Raw genomic sequence first — 17,247 nt, forward strand, 5'->3', positions numbered from 1 at the left:
GATAATCATGAAACGACTTCAGTTTTACCAATGGGCTGGGGAAGCTCAAAGACTAGAAAGATAGCTATTTTTAGCCATCGGTCATGCCACATCTATTGAACATTTGCAAAAACTAATTTTTTAGCTTGTTGTTTAGGCTAAAGAGAATTAAGTTATCAGTTTTTATTTAGAGGAAGTATTAAAATCATCAAAGGAAACTATATCAAACGGAAAATCTAGAAGCAGTTATTGGTTCTGCTTATTGAGAAAAGGAAGAAGGGACTTTAACAACTTTGGATAAATTATTAGAAGTTTCAGTTGATATGTTGACTGTAATTTTAATAGGTTATCAATTTACAGGAGTTTATAATAATTGGATGATTACACCTAGAGGTTATTTAGGGTTAGAAATAGATGAGCAGGTCGGGAAAACAAAATTGAATGGATGGAAGCATAATTTACCTTTCAGTAGAAGGCGTCCTTGTGATAGAAACTATTGCTTTACTGTTTTTTTATTGATTCTAATAAGTTGAGTGCTAATTCTATATGCCCATGTCGGTCCAGGTTATTCACAAGGGCGTCAATTTCTCTATTGTAGCCTGATTCTGCAATCTCAGAATAATATTTTTCTACAAATGTGCTTAAGTCTGTATCCTGGAGATAATTTTCGACTATTTTACAAAAATTACTTAAATGATTTCGTGTTTTCAAGTCTTCTCTGAGAGCGGCTATTGTATCTTCAAATTCGCTATATCGCCCTTGGTTAGAGTAAAGACCAGCTAAGTTGATGAAGCTTGAAGCAAGAGAGGGATGATTTGCTGGTAGGGCAATTTTATTAATTTCTATCGCTTGTTTGTACAAAGCTTCGGCTTCGCTGTATCGCCCTTGGTTAAAGTAAAGAGTAGCTAAGTTATCGAGACTCGAAGCAAGAGAGGGATGATTTGCTGGTAGGGCAATTTTATTAATTTCTATCGCTTGTTTGTACAAAGCTTCGGCTTCGCTGTATCGCCCTTGGTTAAAGTAAAGAGCAGCTAAGTTATCGAGACTCGAAGCAAGAGAGGGATGATTTTCTGGTAAGGCGATTTTATTAATTTCTATCGCTTGTTTATACAAAGCTTCGGCTTCGCTGTATCGCCCTTGGTTAAAGTAAAGAGCAGCTAAGTTCTCGAGACTCGAAGCAAGAGAGGGATGATTTGCTGGTAGGGCAATTTTATTAATTTCTATCGCTTGTTTGTACAAAGCTTCGGCTTCGCTATATCGCCCTTGGTTAGAGTAAAGACCAGCTAAGTTGTTGAGATTGAAAGCAAGAGAGGGATGATTTGCTGATAGGGCAATTTTATTAATTTCTATCGCTTGTTTGTACAAAGGTTCGGCTTCGCTATATCGCCCTTGGTTAAAGTAAAGACTAGCTAAGTTGTTGAGACTCGAAGCAAGAAAGGGATGATTTGCTGGTAAGGCGATTTTATTAATTTCTATCGCTTGTTTGTACAAAGGTTCGGCTTCACTATATCGCTCTTGGTTAGAGTAAAGACCAGCTAAGTTGTTGAGACTCGAAGCACGAGAGGGATGATTTACTGGTAGGGCGATTTTATTAATTTCTATCGCTTGTTTGTACAAAGGTTCGGCTTCACTATATCGCCCTTGAGAACGATAAAGAATAGCCAGGTTGTTAAGATTAGAAGCAATTTCTGGATGTGTTGCTCCTAACAGTTGCTTGTTCATCTTTAATGCTTCGAGATACAAGGGTTCGGCTTCGCTATATCGCCCTTGGGAATAGTAGAGACCAGCCAGGTTGTTAAGATTAGAAGCAATTTCTGGATGTGTTGCTCCTAACAGTTGCTTGTTCATCTTTAATGCTTCGAGATACAAGGGTTCGGCTTCGCTATATCGCCCTTGGGAATAGTAGAGACCAGCCAGGTTATTAAGATTAGAGGCCACATCCGGATGTGTTGACCCTAACAGTTGCTTGTTCATCTTTAATGCTTCGAGATACAAGGGTTCGGCTTTGCTATATTGCCCTTGATTTTCATAACAAATGCCTAAATTACCTAAGGCTTTACTTTCTGATTGCCGATCTTTTATTTCGCGAGTAATCGCCAATTGTTGTTGAAAATAATTAATGGAGCGTTCAAAATGCCCTAGTGACTGATAAACAATTCCTAAATTACCTAAGGCTTTACTTTCTGATTGCCTATCTTTTGTTTCTTGAGTAATCGCCAATTGTTGTTGAAAAGAATCAATGGAGCGTTCAAAATGCCCTAGTGACTGATAAACAATTCCTAAATTACCTAAGGCTTTACTTTCTGATTGCCGATCTTTTATTTCGCGAGTAATCACCAATTGTTGTTGAAAATAATTAATGGAGCGTTCAAAATGCCCTAGTGACTGATAAACAATTCCTAAATTACCTAATGCTTGACTTTCAGATTGCCGATCTTTTATGTCACGAGTAATCGGCAATTGTTGTTGAAAAGAATCAATGGAGCGTTCAAAATGCCCTAGTGACTGATAAACAATTCCTAAATTACCTAATGCTTGACTTTCAGATTGCCGATCTTTTATTTCGCGAGCAATAATCAATTGTTGCTGAAAATATTCAATGGAGCGTTCAAATTTTCCTAGCGAATGGTATGCAATCCCTATTTTTCTATATAGTTCTAATGTTAGTGGTTCTGGCATTTTAATTTTATCTACTGTATAACTCTGATTGTAATAACTTTTTTTGATTAAACTCTAAATGTTCTATTTTTTCTATTTCTTCTAAAATTTTTGGTTCTTTGCACTTTTTATAGAGCTTATAGAGTCCAGCTTTTAATTCTGATAATGTTGCTAAAGTATCAACTACAGTATCAACTACTAAGATTTCTGGCGAATTAATGTTATTAATGTTTTGATTGGGAATTGCTCTCAAACTTAATTTTATTTGATCCTCTATAATTGGTGGATGATTGCTCGGAATTGGCTTATTTACACTCTTATTTATACTTTTTATCGTAGATTGAGTAACAAACAATTGGCCCCCCTCATTATCCTGCCAGCGCAAATAAAGCACGGGACGATACCACTGATTTCCATCCACACCCATGGCTGCCCGCCCCTGACTAACAGCCACCGCTAGAGAATTTTTCTGTCCCAGAGAACGATAAAATTGTTCAGCAAACTTAGTTGCACTGTCTACCCTCACAGAATATTGCATGGCCACCACCGCCGGCACCCGATGAGCAATCAGACTTTGAGCAGCACCATTAAACACAGACTCTCCCACTATAGCCATTCCCGACTGACAAGCACTCAACACCACCAAAACCACACCCTCTGTTTTACCATTACCATCCCTCAAACCAGACTGTTGCAGCAGAGTACCCAATTCTTGACCACTAATATAATCAGCATCTCCATCCTTATCCTCAAAAACCAGATATCCCTGAGGCAAAGGCAACTCTGTCTCACACTTACGGCATCGTCGAGATTTTGTCCCCCCATTCATCGCCCCACATTCAGAATTAGGACAACGTTGGCCAAACAAACCATGTCCATCAAAATGGATCACATGGGGTCCCTTATCCCCCCGATGTTCTGTCAGATAATTTCTTAACTCATCCAAAGTAGGTTCTTCCAGTTGTGCCAAAAAAATATCCCCTCGATCTCTAGCTTTTTCCAACCCCTTAAGAACAGCCTTTTGTTCCTTGCGGGACAGAGGTTGGAGATTAAGTTTATGATCAGATGCGGCGGAGGATACCAATAAAACATTCAGTTTTTCCGCTGTGGGTAAGTTAGGAGGAACAGATGGATAGGCAATATACCGAGAAAACTCAACTTGGTAATGACAGAGAAAGCCTTGGTTGTGCAAAAGTTCCCAAGGATAATCTGCCAGTCGCGTTTTCTGGGCCACATCCCCGTCAAGTTTCAACCGCACCAACAGTTTAGTAGATTTAGATTCAGCAAAACTAATAGACTTCTGCAATAAATTTTCTACCTTACTACCTGGAGGAAACAGAGAAGAGTAAAGAGCTTTACCGATATTGATCAAATAATTAGGATGGAAATTTGAGCGATCGCTTCCTAAAATACCCGCTTGGCTCATCCATTCCTGTTCCTGTGCAGAAAAAAACTCAGGACGGAAAGTAGAAACCTCCAAACTTCTAATCACAGTAATGCGCCAGTCCCATTCAGCATCCAAAAAAGGCAACAATGACTCATTCCTTCCCTGTCCCGCAGGAGAGTCAGTCACAATAACCTCAAATTTAGTAGAGTCATCAAGGGGTGACAGGTATAACTCCAAAAGTTCCATAGCTCTAAAAGTCAAAAGTCAAAAGTTAAAAGTTAAAAGTTAAAAGTGAGATTTTAATAGATCAAAACTTTTACCCCCTCAGTAATTTCGCGAAATTATTTCAGAAATGGAGATAAGTGGTGTAGCCTAAGTTAATAAAATTGGTATTATTATTTAGAAATTTGGTTCCGGGCCTTTCATCCCAGCATCACTCACTTTTTCCAAAAATTCTGGCCAATTTTCCGGATACTTCTTTTGATACATTTTTAAAAGCTGTTCCCTATTCAAAAGTGGAGATAATTTCACCTTAACCTTCTGGACATCATCCCGACTGCTACCTCCTCCCATTTCTAGAACATATATTTTAATTCCAGCTTTTCCTGATTTTTTGACTGTAACTTGTAACTCTAATTCCACAGAATCAACTGCAAAAATAGGAATATCTGTTTCCCCATCTGGTGCTTGAGTTAGCAATTCCTCTTTTACTTGTTGAATTAACTCTGCTAAACCAATCGAACTTTCATCATTCATACTTTTTAACCTTATCCTTTTTTTTGTTTTAAACCAAAATAAATATTATAATTCAACACAAAATTAAATGTCAAAGAATTTGATAAATATTTACTTCTTAAACCCCTGTAGAATTGACCTCTAATTTATGGAAAAAATGCCTACATTATTCATGTTAAACTAATTTAATACAGGTAGTTATTCTATAGTCTGGGAAAAAAATTATGAATAATATAGCAACAATACTAGAAACAAAAATGGCTTTGAGAGAAGCTTTAAAAACCTATGATGGAGACGTGAAAAACCAGAAAGTTAAGGCAAAAATTGAGCAACTTTCTCAACTTAACCCCATAGAAAAACCGACCCATAGCTCCCTACTAGAATCTCATTGGTTATTAATTAGTGCCCCTTCTTTTCCTCAAGGGCAAAAACTTTCTAATGGCAAATATGCTTATACCTTGGGTAAATTAGCATTTAATATGTTTCAACCTACCAATTTAAAATTAGTTATTGACTCTGTTAAACAACCTGTTGTGTTGTTAGGAGAAAAATCAAAACGTAGCCATGATATTGTAGTTGAATTTAGTATTATTGATGAATTATTCCCACCATTAAAAGGTATTGTTCGTAATTTAGCTGTTTGTTATCCAGTGGATAATAAAAACTTACAAGCTGAATTTACAGGAGGTATTTTTGCTCCACAAAAAGGTGAAAATTTATCAACTTGGAAAGATATATTTGTTCAAGCAAAAGCATCAAAAAAAGGATTAAAAGAACAATTAATGTCTGTATTTTTCAAGTTGATGTTTGGGTTAACACCTCCCCAAGGTATGAATACAGAAACAGGAGAAATTTCTTTTACAATGAAGCGATCGCCTAAAGGTCGTTTAGAAATACTTTTTTTAGATGAGGAGCTTCGCATCACAAAGGGAAAAAAGGAAAATATTTTAATCTTTGAACGTATGGTATAGCTTTTACTTAATTCATCATTATTAACTGACCATTAGCACTCACTCATCTGTTAAATTTTAGTAGGTTTCCGGTTTCAGGTTCTAGACAAAAATAAAAATGATTGAAGTAAAAAGTTGTCAAAATTTAACAGGCAAAAATTATCACTTTGGTCCTAAAATATTATCAATTTGTTGACTTTTAAACTTAACACCTAACATCTGACACCTAACACCTTAAATTATAAATACAACTTCATATACCCAAACAGCTAAAAAATGAATGTAATTGGCCAAGAATTTCAACCAATAGCAGCGATCGCGACTACCCCTACAGGAGCAAAATTATTACAACCTATTTGCCAAAAATTGGAAGGTACTCTCTGGATACCAGAGTCTTGCCGAAAAACCGTAAACCTCTCTCTTAACACTCAGGTTTACACCGACTCTCTGAAAAACCATCTGGCAAATATTTGGCTAGACTATAATGCTATTATTTTTTCTCTTGCTAGCGGTGCAGTAATACGTTTAATTTCTCCACTCTTGCAAAATAAATATCACGATCCAGCAGTAGTTATCGTCGATCAAACAGGTAAATTTGTCATTAGTTTATGTAGCGGACATCAAGGAGGCGCCGATCAACTAACCAATATCCTCGCTCCCCTCCTCAATGCTACCCCAGTTATTACAGGCGCATCTCATAATTTAGAATTACCTGGTATTGATATTTTGGGCAAACCTTTTGGTTGGCAACGTGGGGAAGGTGACTGGAATACAGTTAGTGGAATTATTGCCAGAGAAGAAACTGTACAAGTGCTTCAGGAAGTAGGTTCCATGTTGTGGCAAAAACATCTACCACACCAACATCCATTTTACTTTGGGTTTCCCAAAATGGGTGAAACATCTCCAACTCCTAAAGCCAGAATTTGGATTAATTTTTATCAACATCAGTTTTCGCCAGATTCAGATTTACCAAAGGTCCAGTGGCACCCGCGAGTTTTATGGGTAGGAGTTGGTTGCGAAAGAGGAACTTCTAAAAAGTTAATTGCCACTGGTATTGAAAAAATATTGTCCACTTATAATTTAGCAGTAAAAGCGATCGCTGGCATCGCCACTATTAATATTAAAGCTGATGAAATAGGACTAATAGAATTTTGTCAGGAAAAAAACTTACCTTTGCAGACCTTCTCAGCAGAATTATTAAACTGTGTTGAAGTACCTAATCCTTCTGATATTGTGGCCGCAGAAGTAGGAACTACTAGTGTGTCTGAAGCAGCAGCAATTTTAGCGGCAAAGCAACAGCAAGACACAGATTTTAAACAGAAATATAACGTGTTTGAACAGGAAGAAATAAGAGACAATAAACAGGAATCAAAATTACCTTTACCTGGAGAATTTCAACAGGAAAAACAACAATTAAAATTATCCACAAATTTATTAGTTAGTAAAGAAATATTCCGCCTAGAAGGAGAACCAGGAGCAATGACTATTGCCATTGCTTTATCGGAAAAAGAATATACAGGCAGAACCGGAAAATTATTATTAATTGGTACAGGTCCTGGTCAACTAGACCAGATAACATCCGCAGCTAAAACTGCCATTAGTTATGCAGATGTTGTAATTGGTTATTCTCTTTATATTGACTTAATTCAACCCTTATTTAATCCCGGACAAATAGTCGAAAAAATGCCAATAACTCAAGAAAGACAACGAGCAGAAAGAGCAATTGAATTAGCAAACTTTGGTTTAACTGTGGCGGTAGTTTCTTCTGGAGATTCTGGAATTTATGGTATGGCAGGGTTAGTTTTAGAACAGCTTCGAGCTTCTTATTGGGATGGCAAAAATCCGGCAGTAGAAATATTTCCGGGAATTAGTGCTTTACAATCTGCTGCTTCAAGAGTTGGTGTGCCTTTAATGCACGATTTTTGTGCTATTAGCTTGAGCGATTTATTAACACCTTGGGAAGTAATAGAAAAACGTTTAATTGCTGCTGCAATGGCAGATTTTGTAGTGGCAATTTATAATCCTAAATCTCAGAAGAGAACCGAACAATTAGTTAAAGCGGTCAACATTTTTTTAAAATATCGTCAACCAAAAAATCCAGTAGCAGTTGTTCGCTCTGCTTATCGAGAAAATGAAGAAGCAACTTTAACAACTTTGGATAAATTATTAGAAGTTTCAGTTGATATGTTGACTGTAATTTTAATAGGTAATCAATCTACAGGTATTTATAATAATTGGATGATTACACCCAGGGGTTATTTAGGGTAAGTAGGGAGTGGGGTAGTGCATAAAATGACTCCCTATTCATGATATAATTATTAATATTAAACTCAAATATTCAAAAAATATTTTGCATTTCACAAGTTTAATATTAGGAATAATTAATTATGGATATCTAGATAGTATTATTAGCATTAGATGGAAAACTTGAATTACTCCCACCAAAAAAAAATTAAGCACTAAGCAAAATTAAAAAATCAAACTAACTATTAGCGATCGCTAAGTTTATATCAGAGAAAGTTTAATAATTTTAGAAAAAGTTCAGCAACCCCTAAACTTAAGTCATTGGTGTCAACATATTGAATATTTAGCACCAGGCTCAAATAAACCTTCTCTTTAAGAAATTAGTGAAATAGTAAAAAAAGTCGACGGGAACGGAAGTTTGATCAATGAGAGTTTTTCTAGATATAAATATTTTGATTTCGGCTTGGTTGTGGGGTGGTGTTCCTGGTCAAATTATATTCATTACTAAAAATCAGCAAATTACTGCGTAAGCTTTCTCAACCAATTTGATAGGAGTTAGAAACTACTTGAAAAATAGCAAAACTTCAGGCAAGAATAGAGTTATGAGAATAGTGGAGCCTTTCATTTCCAGAACCCAAAAGTAATCACAATTTTGTCTAACAACTGTTGTCAATTTTTTTCTACTCTGTGACCTAGATGATACTGTGATGTTGATCACTGCCCATGGATCTCAAGTTAATGTTCTTCTTGCTCGCGATTTAAATTTACTAAGTTTGTCAGAATTTTGAAGCATTCCGATCTTGAAACCCATAAATTTGATCACGGCTTATTTTCCTGCTACATAAAATATGATTTTCACTTATAAAGCGATCGCTCCTGGGTAGTCCTGTAGATCAAGTGATATTTACAGGTAAACTCTTTTTCTCTCTCATGAGTCTAACTGCAAAAATCACTACTTGTACACCACTACTCACTCCTAAAACTAGGAAGCGATCGCTCTGACCTAACATTTATAGTCATTTCAATTGAAGTCAAGACGAGGCTTGATTTTTTGTGAAATAGCTTCAGAACAAAAAGTGTTATACTCTTATTTGAAATGACCATATAACTTTAGTTATTCTTTTTCTGTTTTAACATCGAACCAGTACCAACAGCGCCTATAGCCAATAAACCTAAAATTGAAGTTGGCTCAGGTACCGGAGTAGACTTACTAATCCTGACTGGACCAACAATAGCATCCATTGACTCTGGACTACTAATGTCTAGTTGAATTGCCCCAACATTAGTGAAATCTGCAGTACCAACAAAATCTTGAAAGAGGAAAGTTTCTGCTTTTGAAGTCAACGTACTGCTGTTAAGGATCCGTGAAATACTTGAACTGTTGCTGTTCATATCATAGATAGTAAAGGTCATATCTAAACCAGCAGCCTCGGCTAACATGATATCCATCGAAATACTATCTAGATTACCCTGAGTTATATTTATTCCTCCCAAACCCTGAGGATTTAGTGTTTGAGAATTATTAACTCCATCCCAACGTATCATTCCAGTCCCAGTGATGCCAGCATCGTTGTTAAAAGATCCTTCTCCGTTAACTACTGAGAGATTACTGCTGAGATATGGATTATTACTATTGTTGTTTACTACCTCAACAAATATATCCCGGTAACCACCCAGAATATTACCTGTTGGTCCTACTTGGCTGTTAGTTAGTGGACCAGTACTCTCAACCATCTGAAAATCGAGAAACTCGTCGATAAATATATTTTTTGTATTTGCTTGAGCGTTACCTACTCCTAACAGAACTGTACTAGCTAATGCAGCAACTGTCGTTTGTACTGTCTTAGTTAGAGTATTTTTTTTTGACACTTGAGCTTTATCCTTCATAATTATTATGATCCTTAGAGTTGTATTTCCCCGGACTGAGGCAAAGAAAGCCGATTTCTAGGATAAATGGTTATTTTACTAAGCTAGCCTGCATAAGTCCTATTTATTTAACTACTCGTTAAATATTTTTGATTAATCTAACATCAATTATAGCAGAAATAAAAATAATCTACATACTTGCCCCTTTTGTCAATCTTTTATTTTACTTATTTCTCCTAATAATTATACTTATGCTTTGTTTTTTTGTCAATGCAAAGCCCCTAGAGGATATTATATTACAAACCAATACAATATTTAGCATCTGCTTCATCCCATTTTTATTAAATAAACATAAAAACTAGAAACAGGAATTCAGTTTCATAAACATTCTATTTTATAAATAGTATCATTTTTTCTATGGATACAGCTACTATAAAATATATGAATTGATTTTTTTTTAGGTCTATTCATAATAATCTATAAGTGGAAATAATAGTAAACAATATGATTTTATATTAAATATTATATACATAGTTTTATCTTTTGTAAGGTAATTATAAATCTACTATATCTCTACTAAAATCACCATTCTCATAATAGTAATTAGTCTGTATCTTATTAGCACCATTGATATTAAATGTAAGTTCAGCTTCTTTTGCTTTGCTTACAATATTTAGAAAAGACGATAAAGCTATATCTGATAAAATCCTAATAATAATAATCACTACAAATCACTCAATACAAGTAAATAAATAGTTATTATTTTGCTTGTTTAAACCTTGTAAAATCACCTAATTGTTCTTCTAAATTGAATAAAAATGAAAACTTTTATGTGATATCTCTATTAACATTCATATTTTTACCTTTGATATAAATATGATTTTTTATCAAGTTTGACCTTCATCTCTTCTATTGATATTCTTGTCTGCAATTTTATAAATTATGCAGTTATTTAGGTAAATATTTCCTGAGTAATATTGCGCAAATAGCCGTTAGCAATCAACTATAAACCATGAATTATTAATATTATTTCCATTTGAATAGTTCAGTTAAACCTCATCCCAGAGTTTGAGTAATAAGATAGATAAAGCTCAAACCCTACTACAAACAAAAACTTTTTTATTGCTTCCCCATCCACAGTAACAACTTTCACCTTGACAGATATCCCATACTCTGAAACCTTACTATTGAGTGTGGAACAAGAAGAAAACCCATATCAAGAACCTGGAAAAATTGTTGTTCTAAATTAATAGAAACAGGACTTACGCAAATTCACTGAGGCCCAACCTCTATAGGGACAACAGCCATTTGACCTCACAATTAATACCTGCCCGTGCCGAAGTCCTGAGAAATATATTATTTTCTATTATTTCACTAAACAAGTGCATAAATTTTCCTCCTCAATAAAAAAGAATTAATAGAAACTCGAAAAACCTATATATAGGAGTTATCCAAATATTATCTTTTTTCAACAGAATAGTTTTCTTGACCAATATTATTACTTTGATAGCGATCGCTTCCCCATCAATAGCAACCACGTTCACCTTGACAGATATCCCATACTCTGAAACCTTACTATTGAGTGTGGAACAAGAAGAAAACCAATATCAAGAACCTGGAAAAATTGTTGTTCTAAATTAGAAGTATAATATTAAATATTGTCAATTTTCAACAATTTTTTTTAATCTTCGTTTTTAATATTTGTGCCTTATGATTAAAATCAAGTTATTGCAAGGAGAAAACTATTCAATGATTTCCATAAAATAGTTATCAAGACTTATTATGGGAGCTCCAACTATTGCCTCAATAACGACAATGTCAGCTTTAAGTGCCAAAGCAGGAACATTTACTTACTCCGACTCAACATTTAATAACGAAGACTGAGAACTAACCAGAAAAAACACTGGTTACTTAAGTGGTTCAGCAACTGTAACCCAAGTCAATTCAGGAGATATTGATAGTAAATTTCGTCGTATAGTCAACTCTGTTAACTCATCTTCCCCTTCTCAAAAATCTACTGTTTGGGGAGTCCATCTTTAGAATAGCGATACCCATAGCCCACAAACTCAAGGAGCAATTTTTTCTATTAATTATTCTGAAAACTCTATTATCTATTCCGTTGTCTGGTTTTGGCCAAAGACAAAGTGTAGGTTTAGCTTTGAAACAAAACGGCAATTTTTATCTAGGGGTGGGCAATAACTATTTTATTAAGCCAGAGACAAGCTGGACTAAAAAATATTTAACAAATTTGACAGAAAGCAATTTTCAGTTAATAGGCGGCGGGGTTAACCAGCATCCAGACTTTTCTGAACAAGACGTAGACATTCAATGATGATTTTCCCGTGGCAATACCCCAGGTTTTAATGCTAATGGTTATTCCATATTTGGTGGTATAGACAACTAGTCAGTGGTAGTCACAATAGAAAAACAAGAAACAGCACCAGTTCCCGAACCAACAAGCACAGTGGGAATTGTGGTTTTAGTAGCGATCGCTTTATTCAGACACAAACGTCATAGTTAGAAATTCTAGCCCACCCATCTCACCAACACCTGAGTCAGATAAAATTCACTATATAATTTTATCTTCTCGGATACAAGAATAGTCCTGTTATTAATTCAAACAGGACTTACCTACGGGCACTACATGAGCGTGAGTGCGAACGCCTAAAAGCCTATACATATCGCGGACCTAGGTAAACTTGTACAACTACAAAACAAATGCCGTAAACTACTAAGTGCATCCTGAAATTTTCTAGCCTGTGTCATCACTAGGAAGCTCCTGGAGAAGGAAGTTACAATAACTAAAGGTATAGCTATTTTAGGATCGACAGAGGTTGCTATAGTAGGCAAACATATATTTAAAAAACCCAGTCATCTTATTCCTTTGAGAAAAGCTGCAAAGAAAAACAATAAAAGTATGGAAATTATTGCCTAGAAATTCATATCAGAATTTACCCACACACATGAAGTTATATAACATTTGTAGGGGTTAACAGCCATTAACCCCAAGCATCATATAGAATAGTTATCCGTAACTCCTGATATCATAGTGCTATTTATAAAAGCCAATTAATTAACTGATAATCATTTCACGAATATACACCAAAATGTCTACAAACATCTGGACTCCTCGTCATATCCTCTCTCTAGCAGAATTTACACCCACTGAATACAACATCATATTACAAACAGCAACCAGTTTTCAAGAAGTTCTGGGTCGCCGAATGAAAAAAGTACCTGCATTACAAGGTCAAGTAGTAGCAAATTTATTCTTTGAACCCTCAACACGCACTCGTAATAGTTTTGAATTAGCTGCCAAACGCTTATCTGCAGATACCCTAAATTTTGCTCCAGGAACCTCCTCTCTTACTAAGGGAGAAACTATTCTTGATACAGCAATGACCTATCTAGCAATGGGAACAGATATGATGGTCATCCGACATCGAAATGCAGGAGTTCCAGCAGCGATCGCCTCTGCCATGGATCGAAACGGTCATCAAGTTCGAGTTCTTAATGCTGGAGACGGTCAACACGAACATCCTTCTCAAGCTTTACTGGACCTATTTACTATTTGTAAATTATTAAATTCAACTGAACCCAGAATAGAACTTTTAGAAACAAAAAAAATTGCTATTGTAGGAGATATTTTGCACTCTAGAGTAGCACGATCTAATATTTGGAGTTTAACAGCTTCTGGTGCAGAAGTACATTTAGCAGGAACCCCCACTTTACTACCTAAATATTTTGGTGAATTTGGAAAACTAAGACCCTCAAAATTATTTGTACATTGGGATATCGAACCGGCCTTAGAAAAAGCTGATTTTGTCATGACTTTACGTCTACAAAAAGAAAGAATGAGTCAACATTTACTGCCAAGTTTACGGGAATATCATCAACTATTTGGAATTACACGTGATCGCCTAAAACTTTGTCAACCAGGAGTCAAAATATTACACCCCGGACCTGTTAACCGAGGAGTAGAAATTAGCTCTGACTTAATGGACGACCCACAGTTAAGTCTAATTTCTCAACAAGTCACCAGTGGCATTGCTGTCAGAATGGCTTTACTATATCTTTTAGGAGGAGGCAAAGCTGATCAATAATTAAAAACAATTAAAGCCTAAGTGCAAACATTCAGCAGTCATCTATTATCTTGAGCCGGTGATCAGGTAGAAACATTACATCCAACCTCAGTACTAAATAAGAATAATTAACATGAACTAGGCTCAAATTAGCAATAATATTCTTGATTTTTTTTCATTACTTAATAACTGAAATTTGACCTAAGTATATTATTAATTCATGAGAATTGGTATCAAATACCCACCCCAATTCATCTTTAAATTATCTTACTATATTATAATCTATTTTTATTTCAAATTAAACATACAGCATATTTAATAGTTTATGAAGTGAAATAGCAATAAATTTTGAGTTTTTGAAATATGCAATTAAGTTTTTCTTCTGACTTTCCCCAACCTACTATAACACTGCACCCAAATTACATGAATGGAAGCTATAAATCTTCATAACTCCTCATTTATCCTCTGAAAAAATCACAATTTTGCTATAATTAATATATTTTTGATATTACTGAAAAAAAAATATTTATACTACCATGAATTCTAATTTTACAGCACCTTTCTCTGGAGAACTGAAAGAAGAAAAAGATAACTTTTCTATTACTATAGCTCCTTTATCTATTGCAGAAATATATGCTTTAGCAGATAACCCTAGCAATGGCGCTGTAGTTGTAATGAGCGGAATGGTTCGTAATATAACAGACGCTAAATCTGTTATTGCTTTAGAATACCAATCCTATCAACCTATGGCTATCAAAGTCTTCGAGCAAATTGCCACAGAAATTCGCCATCAATGGCCAGAAGTTAATACAGTCGTAATTCATCATCGGGTGGGACGTTTAAACGTTGGTGACATCAGCGTATTAGTCGCAATAGGTTGTCCCCATCGCTCAGAAGCATTTGAAGCTTGTCGTTATACTATTGACACTTTAAAGCATACAGCCCCTATCTGGAAAAAAGAACATTGGGCCGATGGATCAAGTAGTTGGGTAAGTATTGGAGCTTGTGAAATAGAAAATCAGAATAACTCGGAACCTCTTAAAAATATTCCACGCCTATAAACATAGTTGCACTGTATTATATAACCCCCGTTCTAGATTCAAAAAATTCTAGTATAAAATGCAGGAGTCAGAATATGCAATGGTTCTGGCTAATAGCCATTCCCTTGTACAGAAGTTAGGATAAAATCATAGTCGTCCATAGGAATAAATATTTAACAAGCTGTGTATACTTGGGTAAGTCTTGGAGCTTGTGAAATAGAGATTCAGAAGAAGTTAGGAACTCTTAAAAATATTCCACGTCATTAGATATAATTACTTTTTTTATAATAAACACCCATATCTATATGTAATGTTCGTATGAAACCCGTTGTAGTGTAAAAAAAAGTCCAGGAGTTGTAAAGGCTGATAGCTATCCGCCTGCAAGCGCAGTTAGGATAAAATTATAGTTGTCTTACTTGAGTAAGTATTTTAACTAACCTATTTATATCTAGTATTTTCTTGAGGATATGACCAATAAAGATAAAGTTAATAAATACAATATATATATTAATTATATATACCTAACAAGCAACGGATTTTTATAGTATTTTTAATATTACAAGTTGACGTGGGGAATGTGGGTTGTAGTGAAGTAGGAAAATAAAATTATTAAGCCAATTCCGCCAATGAGTCAATATATGTATGTACCGTGGTCTAAGGTAGAACAAACCCTTTCGCAAGTGGAATTGCCACCAGAAAAACTCTCTAACTACGATCTAGTATTGCGCTGCCAACAAGGTAGTCGCCCAGATCGTACAACTTTTGCAGAACTTCTACATCGATACCAACTCCATGTAGATAAAATCTTATATCACTTGGCCCCCGAATGGCAAGATAGATCTGATTTGGCCCAAGAGGTTTGGATCCGTGTATATCGTAATATTAGAGGCCTACAAGAACCAGCAAAATTTAAGAGCTGGCTCAGTCGGATAACAACTAATCTATTTTATGACGAGTTACGGAAACGAAAACGAATTACCCCACCTCTATCGTTGGACGCTCCTTTGACTTTAGATGATGGTATAGTAGATTGGGAAATTGCTACAGATAAACCAGGACCAGAAGAACAATTAACCACACAAGAATTTTACGATCATCTTAGAGATGCGATCGCTCAATTACCTGAAGTATTCAGAGTAACTATTATCTTGAGAGAAATTCAGGGTTTATCATACGAAGAAATTTCAGAAATTACAGGAGTTTCTCTAGGAACTGTTAAATCAAGAATTGCTAGAGCTAGACAAAGATTACAATTGCAGCTCCAAAAATATTTAGATATTTGATGATTTTAATAAGCTACATTAAGTTCTTACATTCTCTTGTAAATTATTCAAAAATCTATCCAAAAAAACTAACAATATTAAAAACTAACAATATTTCAATATATACCTAAAGTTTAGCTAAATTTAAGTAAAAAAAACTAATTGCCAAACAAATTTATTTTTTGATAAATAAATCTTAACTCCATAATTTACAAGTATGAGTAAAAAATTGAATTAAGATGAGTTTTGTCATCATCTTCAAAGTAGGAAAAAAACGATGAAACAAGAAAAAATTGAACTAATAAGTGCATACATTGATGATGAGGTGACACCATCACAACGCAGAGAAGTAGAAGCTTTATTAGAGACAGATCCAGTTGCTAAACATCTTTATGAAAGACTACTACAACTACATTCTGAATTTCAAAGAATACCAATAGATATAACACTAGAACCTGTCGACAAAACCATCGAACAAGTATTTAATAAAATTGACCGTAGATCGAAACGCAATTTTGTGTTAGTTGGTAGTGCAGTTGTTGGTCTATGCATAGCAGTTATATCAGGATTTATTTCTACTACTCGCTCTCCTGTAACTAAGTTGGCGGAAGTATCTGATTCTGAAACTTTACAAATTGCCTTAAATGAACCCGTTATAGAAACACTTAACCCAGATAATGTTATTTTAACTGTAAATGAACCATTGCTACAAATTCCCCAAGCATATTAAACCTAAAAAAAATTAATAGTAGTTTCCGCTCCTTATGAAGTAGACTGAGAAACAATAGACATTTCGACCTCCGAAAATAGTCAAAAACTTCTTAATAGAACTTTCTTGTAGGAAGTGATAACTAAACCGAAAATAATAGTTGATTTGCAAAATATAATCATTCTTAAAAATATAGATATTTAGTATAACAATTACCCCTAAAATACCATCTATTTTTTACTCATTTTTATATTTTATTGACTAATTTATTATTACAAAATAAATATACCTATCCGGAAACAAACTAAAAAAAAGTTAAAAAATAACTTGTTTCA

At 34.8% G+C, this 17,247-nt stretch carries 14 protein-coding genes; 10 read left to right on the forward strand and 4 right to left on the reverse strand.

Going from position 1 to position 17,247, the window contains the following annotated elements; genetic code table 11:
• The first annotated feature begins 272 nt into the window (after positions 1-272).
• Entirely contained in the window at positions 273-512 is a 240-nt protein-coding gene (locus tag TERY_RS35470; RefSeq protein WP_011613679.1) for a hypothetical protein, read from the forward strand.
• Here the strand turns inward: TERY_RS35470 and TERY_RS25810 are convergent.
• From TERY_RS25810 to TERY_RS21070, 3 genes are all read right to left on the reverse strand, one after another.
• Complete coding sequence (locus tag TERY_RS25810; RefSeq protein ID WP_011613680.1) at positions 481-2,658, reverse strand: tetratricopeptide repeat protein; 2,178 nt, start codon at positions 2,656-2,658, stop codon at positions 481-483. The two genes, TERY_RS35470 and TERY_RS25810, sit on opposite strands and share 32 nt — an antisense overlap.
• Before the next feature lie 7 nt (positions 2,659-2,665).
• On the reverse strand, positions 2,666-4,285 hold the full coding sequence (locus TERY_RS21065; RefSeq protein ID WP_370496015.1) for a CHAT domain-containing protein: 1,620 nt from the start codon (positions 4,283-4,285) through the stop codon (positions 2,666-2,668).
• Positions 4,286-4,423: 138 nt separating this feature from the next.
• Positions 4,424-4,780 (reverse strand): trypco2 family protein, encoded by a 357-nt coding sequence (locus TERY_RS21070; RefSeq protein WP_011613682.1) that lies wholly within the window; start codon positions 4,778-4,780, stop codon positions 4,424-4,426.
• A gap of 203 nt (positions 4,781-4,983) precedes the next feature.
• Here TERY_RS21070 and TERY_RS21075 point away from each other — a divergent pair, with 203 nt between their 5' ends.
• Both TERY_RS21075 and cobJ read left to right on the forward strand, forming a co-directional pair.
• A complete protein-coding gene (locus TERY_RS21075; RefSeq protein WP_011613683.1) occupies positions 4,984-5,730 on the forward strand; it encodes a PAP/fibrillin family protein in 747 nt (248 codons plus the stop codon).
• Positions 5,731-5,985: 255 nt separating this feature from the next.
• Positions 5,986-7,977, forward strand: a complete 1,992-nt coding sequence (gene cobJ / locus TERY_RS26505; protein ID WP_011613684.1) for a precorrin-3B C(17)-methyltransferase — start codon at positions 5,986-5,988, stop codon at positions 7,975-7,977.
• A gap of 1,086 nt (positions 7,978-9,063) precedes the next feature.
• Here cobJ and TERY_RS21085 read toward each other — a convergent pair.
• A complete protein-coding gene (locus TERY_RS21085) occupies positions 9,064-9,840 on the reverse strand; it encodes a PEP-CTERM sorting domain-containing protein (RefSeq protein WP_011613685.1) in 777 nt (258 codons plus the stop codon).
• Positions 9,841-11,304: 1,464 nt separating this feature from the next.
• On the opposite strand from TERY_RS21085, the gene TERY_RS33780 reads away from it, so the two are divergent.
• The 7 genes from TERY_RS33780 (at position 11,305) to TERY_RS21115 (ending at position 16,933) form a co-directional block, all read left to right on the forward strand.
• Positions 11,305-11,460 carry a hypothetical protein gene (locus TERY_RS33780; RefSeq protein ID WP_155994553.1) on the forward strand — a complete coding sequence of 52 codons (156 nt, stop codon included), beginning with the start codon at positions 11,305-11,307 and terminating at the stop codon, positions 11,458-11,460.
• Between the two features lie 478 nt (positions 11,461-11,938).
• On the forward strand, positions 11,939-12,151 hold the full coding sequence (locus TERY_RS21095) for a hypothetical protein (RefSeq protein ID WP_044136980.1): 213 nt from the start codon (positions 11,939-11,941) through the stop codon (positions 12,149-12,151).
• A 75-nt stretch (positions 12,152-12,226) separates the two neighbouring features.
• Positions 12,227-12,340, forward strand: coding sequence for a PEP-CTERM sorting domain-containing protein (locus TERY_RS31355; RefSeq protein WP_081432500.1), 114 nt, complete (start codon positions 12,227-12,229; stop codon positions 12,338-12,340).
• A gap of 586 nt (positions 12,341-12,926) precedes the next feature.
• A complete protein-coding gene (locus tag TERY_RS21100; protein WP_011613686.1) occupies positions 12,927-13,922 on the forward strand; it encodes an aspartate carbamoyltransferase catalytic subunit in 996 nt (331 codons plus the stop codon).
• A gap of 515 nt (positions 13,923-14,437) precedes the next feature.
• Positions 14,438-14,962, forward strand: coding sequence for a molybdenum cofactor biosynthesis protein MoaE (locus tag TERY_RS21105; RefSeq protein ID WP_011613687.1), 525 nt, complete (start codon positions 14,438-14,440; stop codon positions 14,960-14,962).
• Positions 14,963-15,567: 605 nt separating this feature from the next.
• Entirely contained in the window at positions 15,568-16,224 is a 657-nt protein-coding gene (locus TERY_RS21110; protein ID WP_011613688.1) for a sigma-70 family RNA polymerase sigma factor, read from the forward strand.
• Between the two features lie 256 nt (positions 16,225-16,480).
• Positions 16,481-16,933: a putative transmembrane anti-sigma factor gene (locus TERY_RS21115; RefSeq protein WP_011613689.1), complete on the forward strand. Its 453-nt coding sequence runs from the start codon at positions 16,481-16,483 to the stop codon at positions 16,931-16,933.
• Positions 16,934-17,247 lie beyond the last annotated feature (314 nt).

The organism is Trichodesmium erythraeum IMS101, from assembly GCF_000014265.1.
GTDB lineage: Bacteria > Cyanobacteriota > Cyanobacteriia > Cyanobacteriales > Microcoleaceae > Trichodesmium > Trichodesmium erythraeum.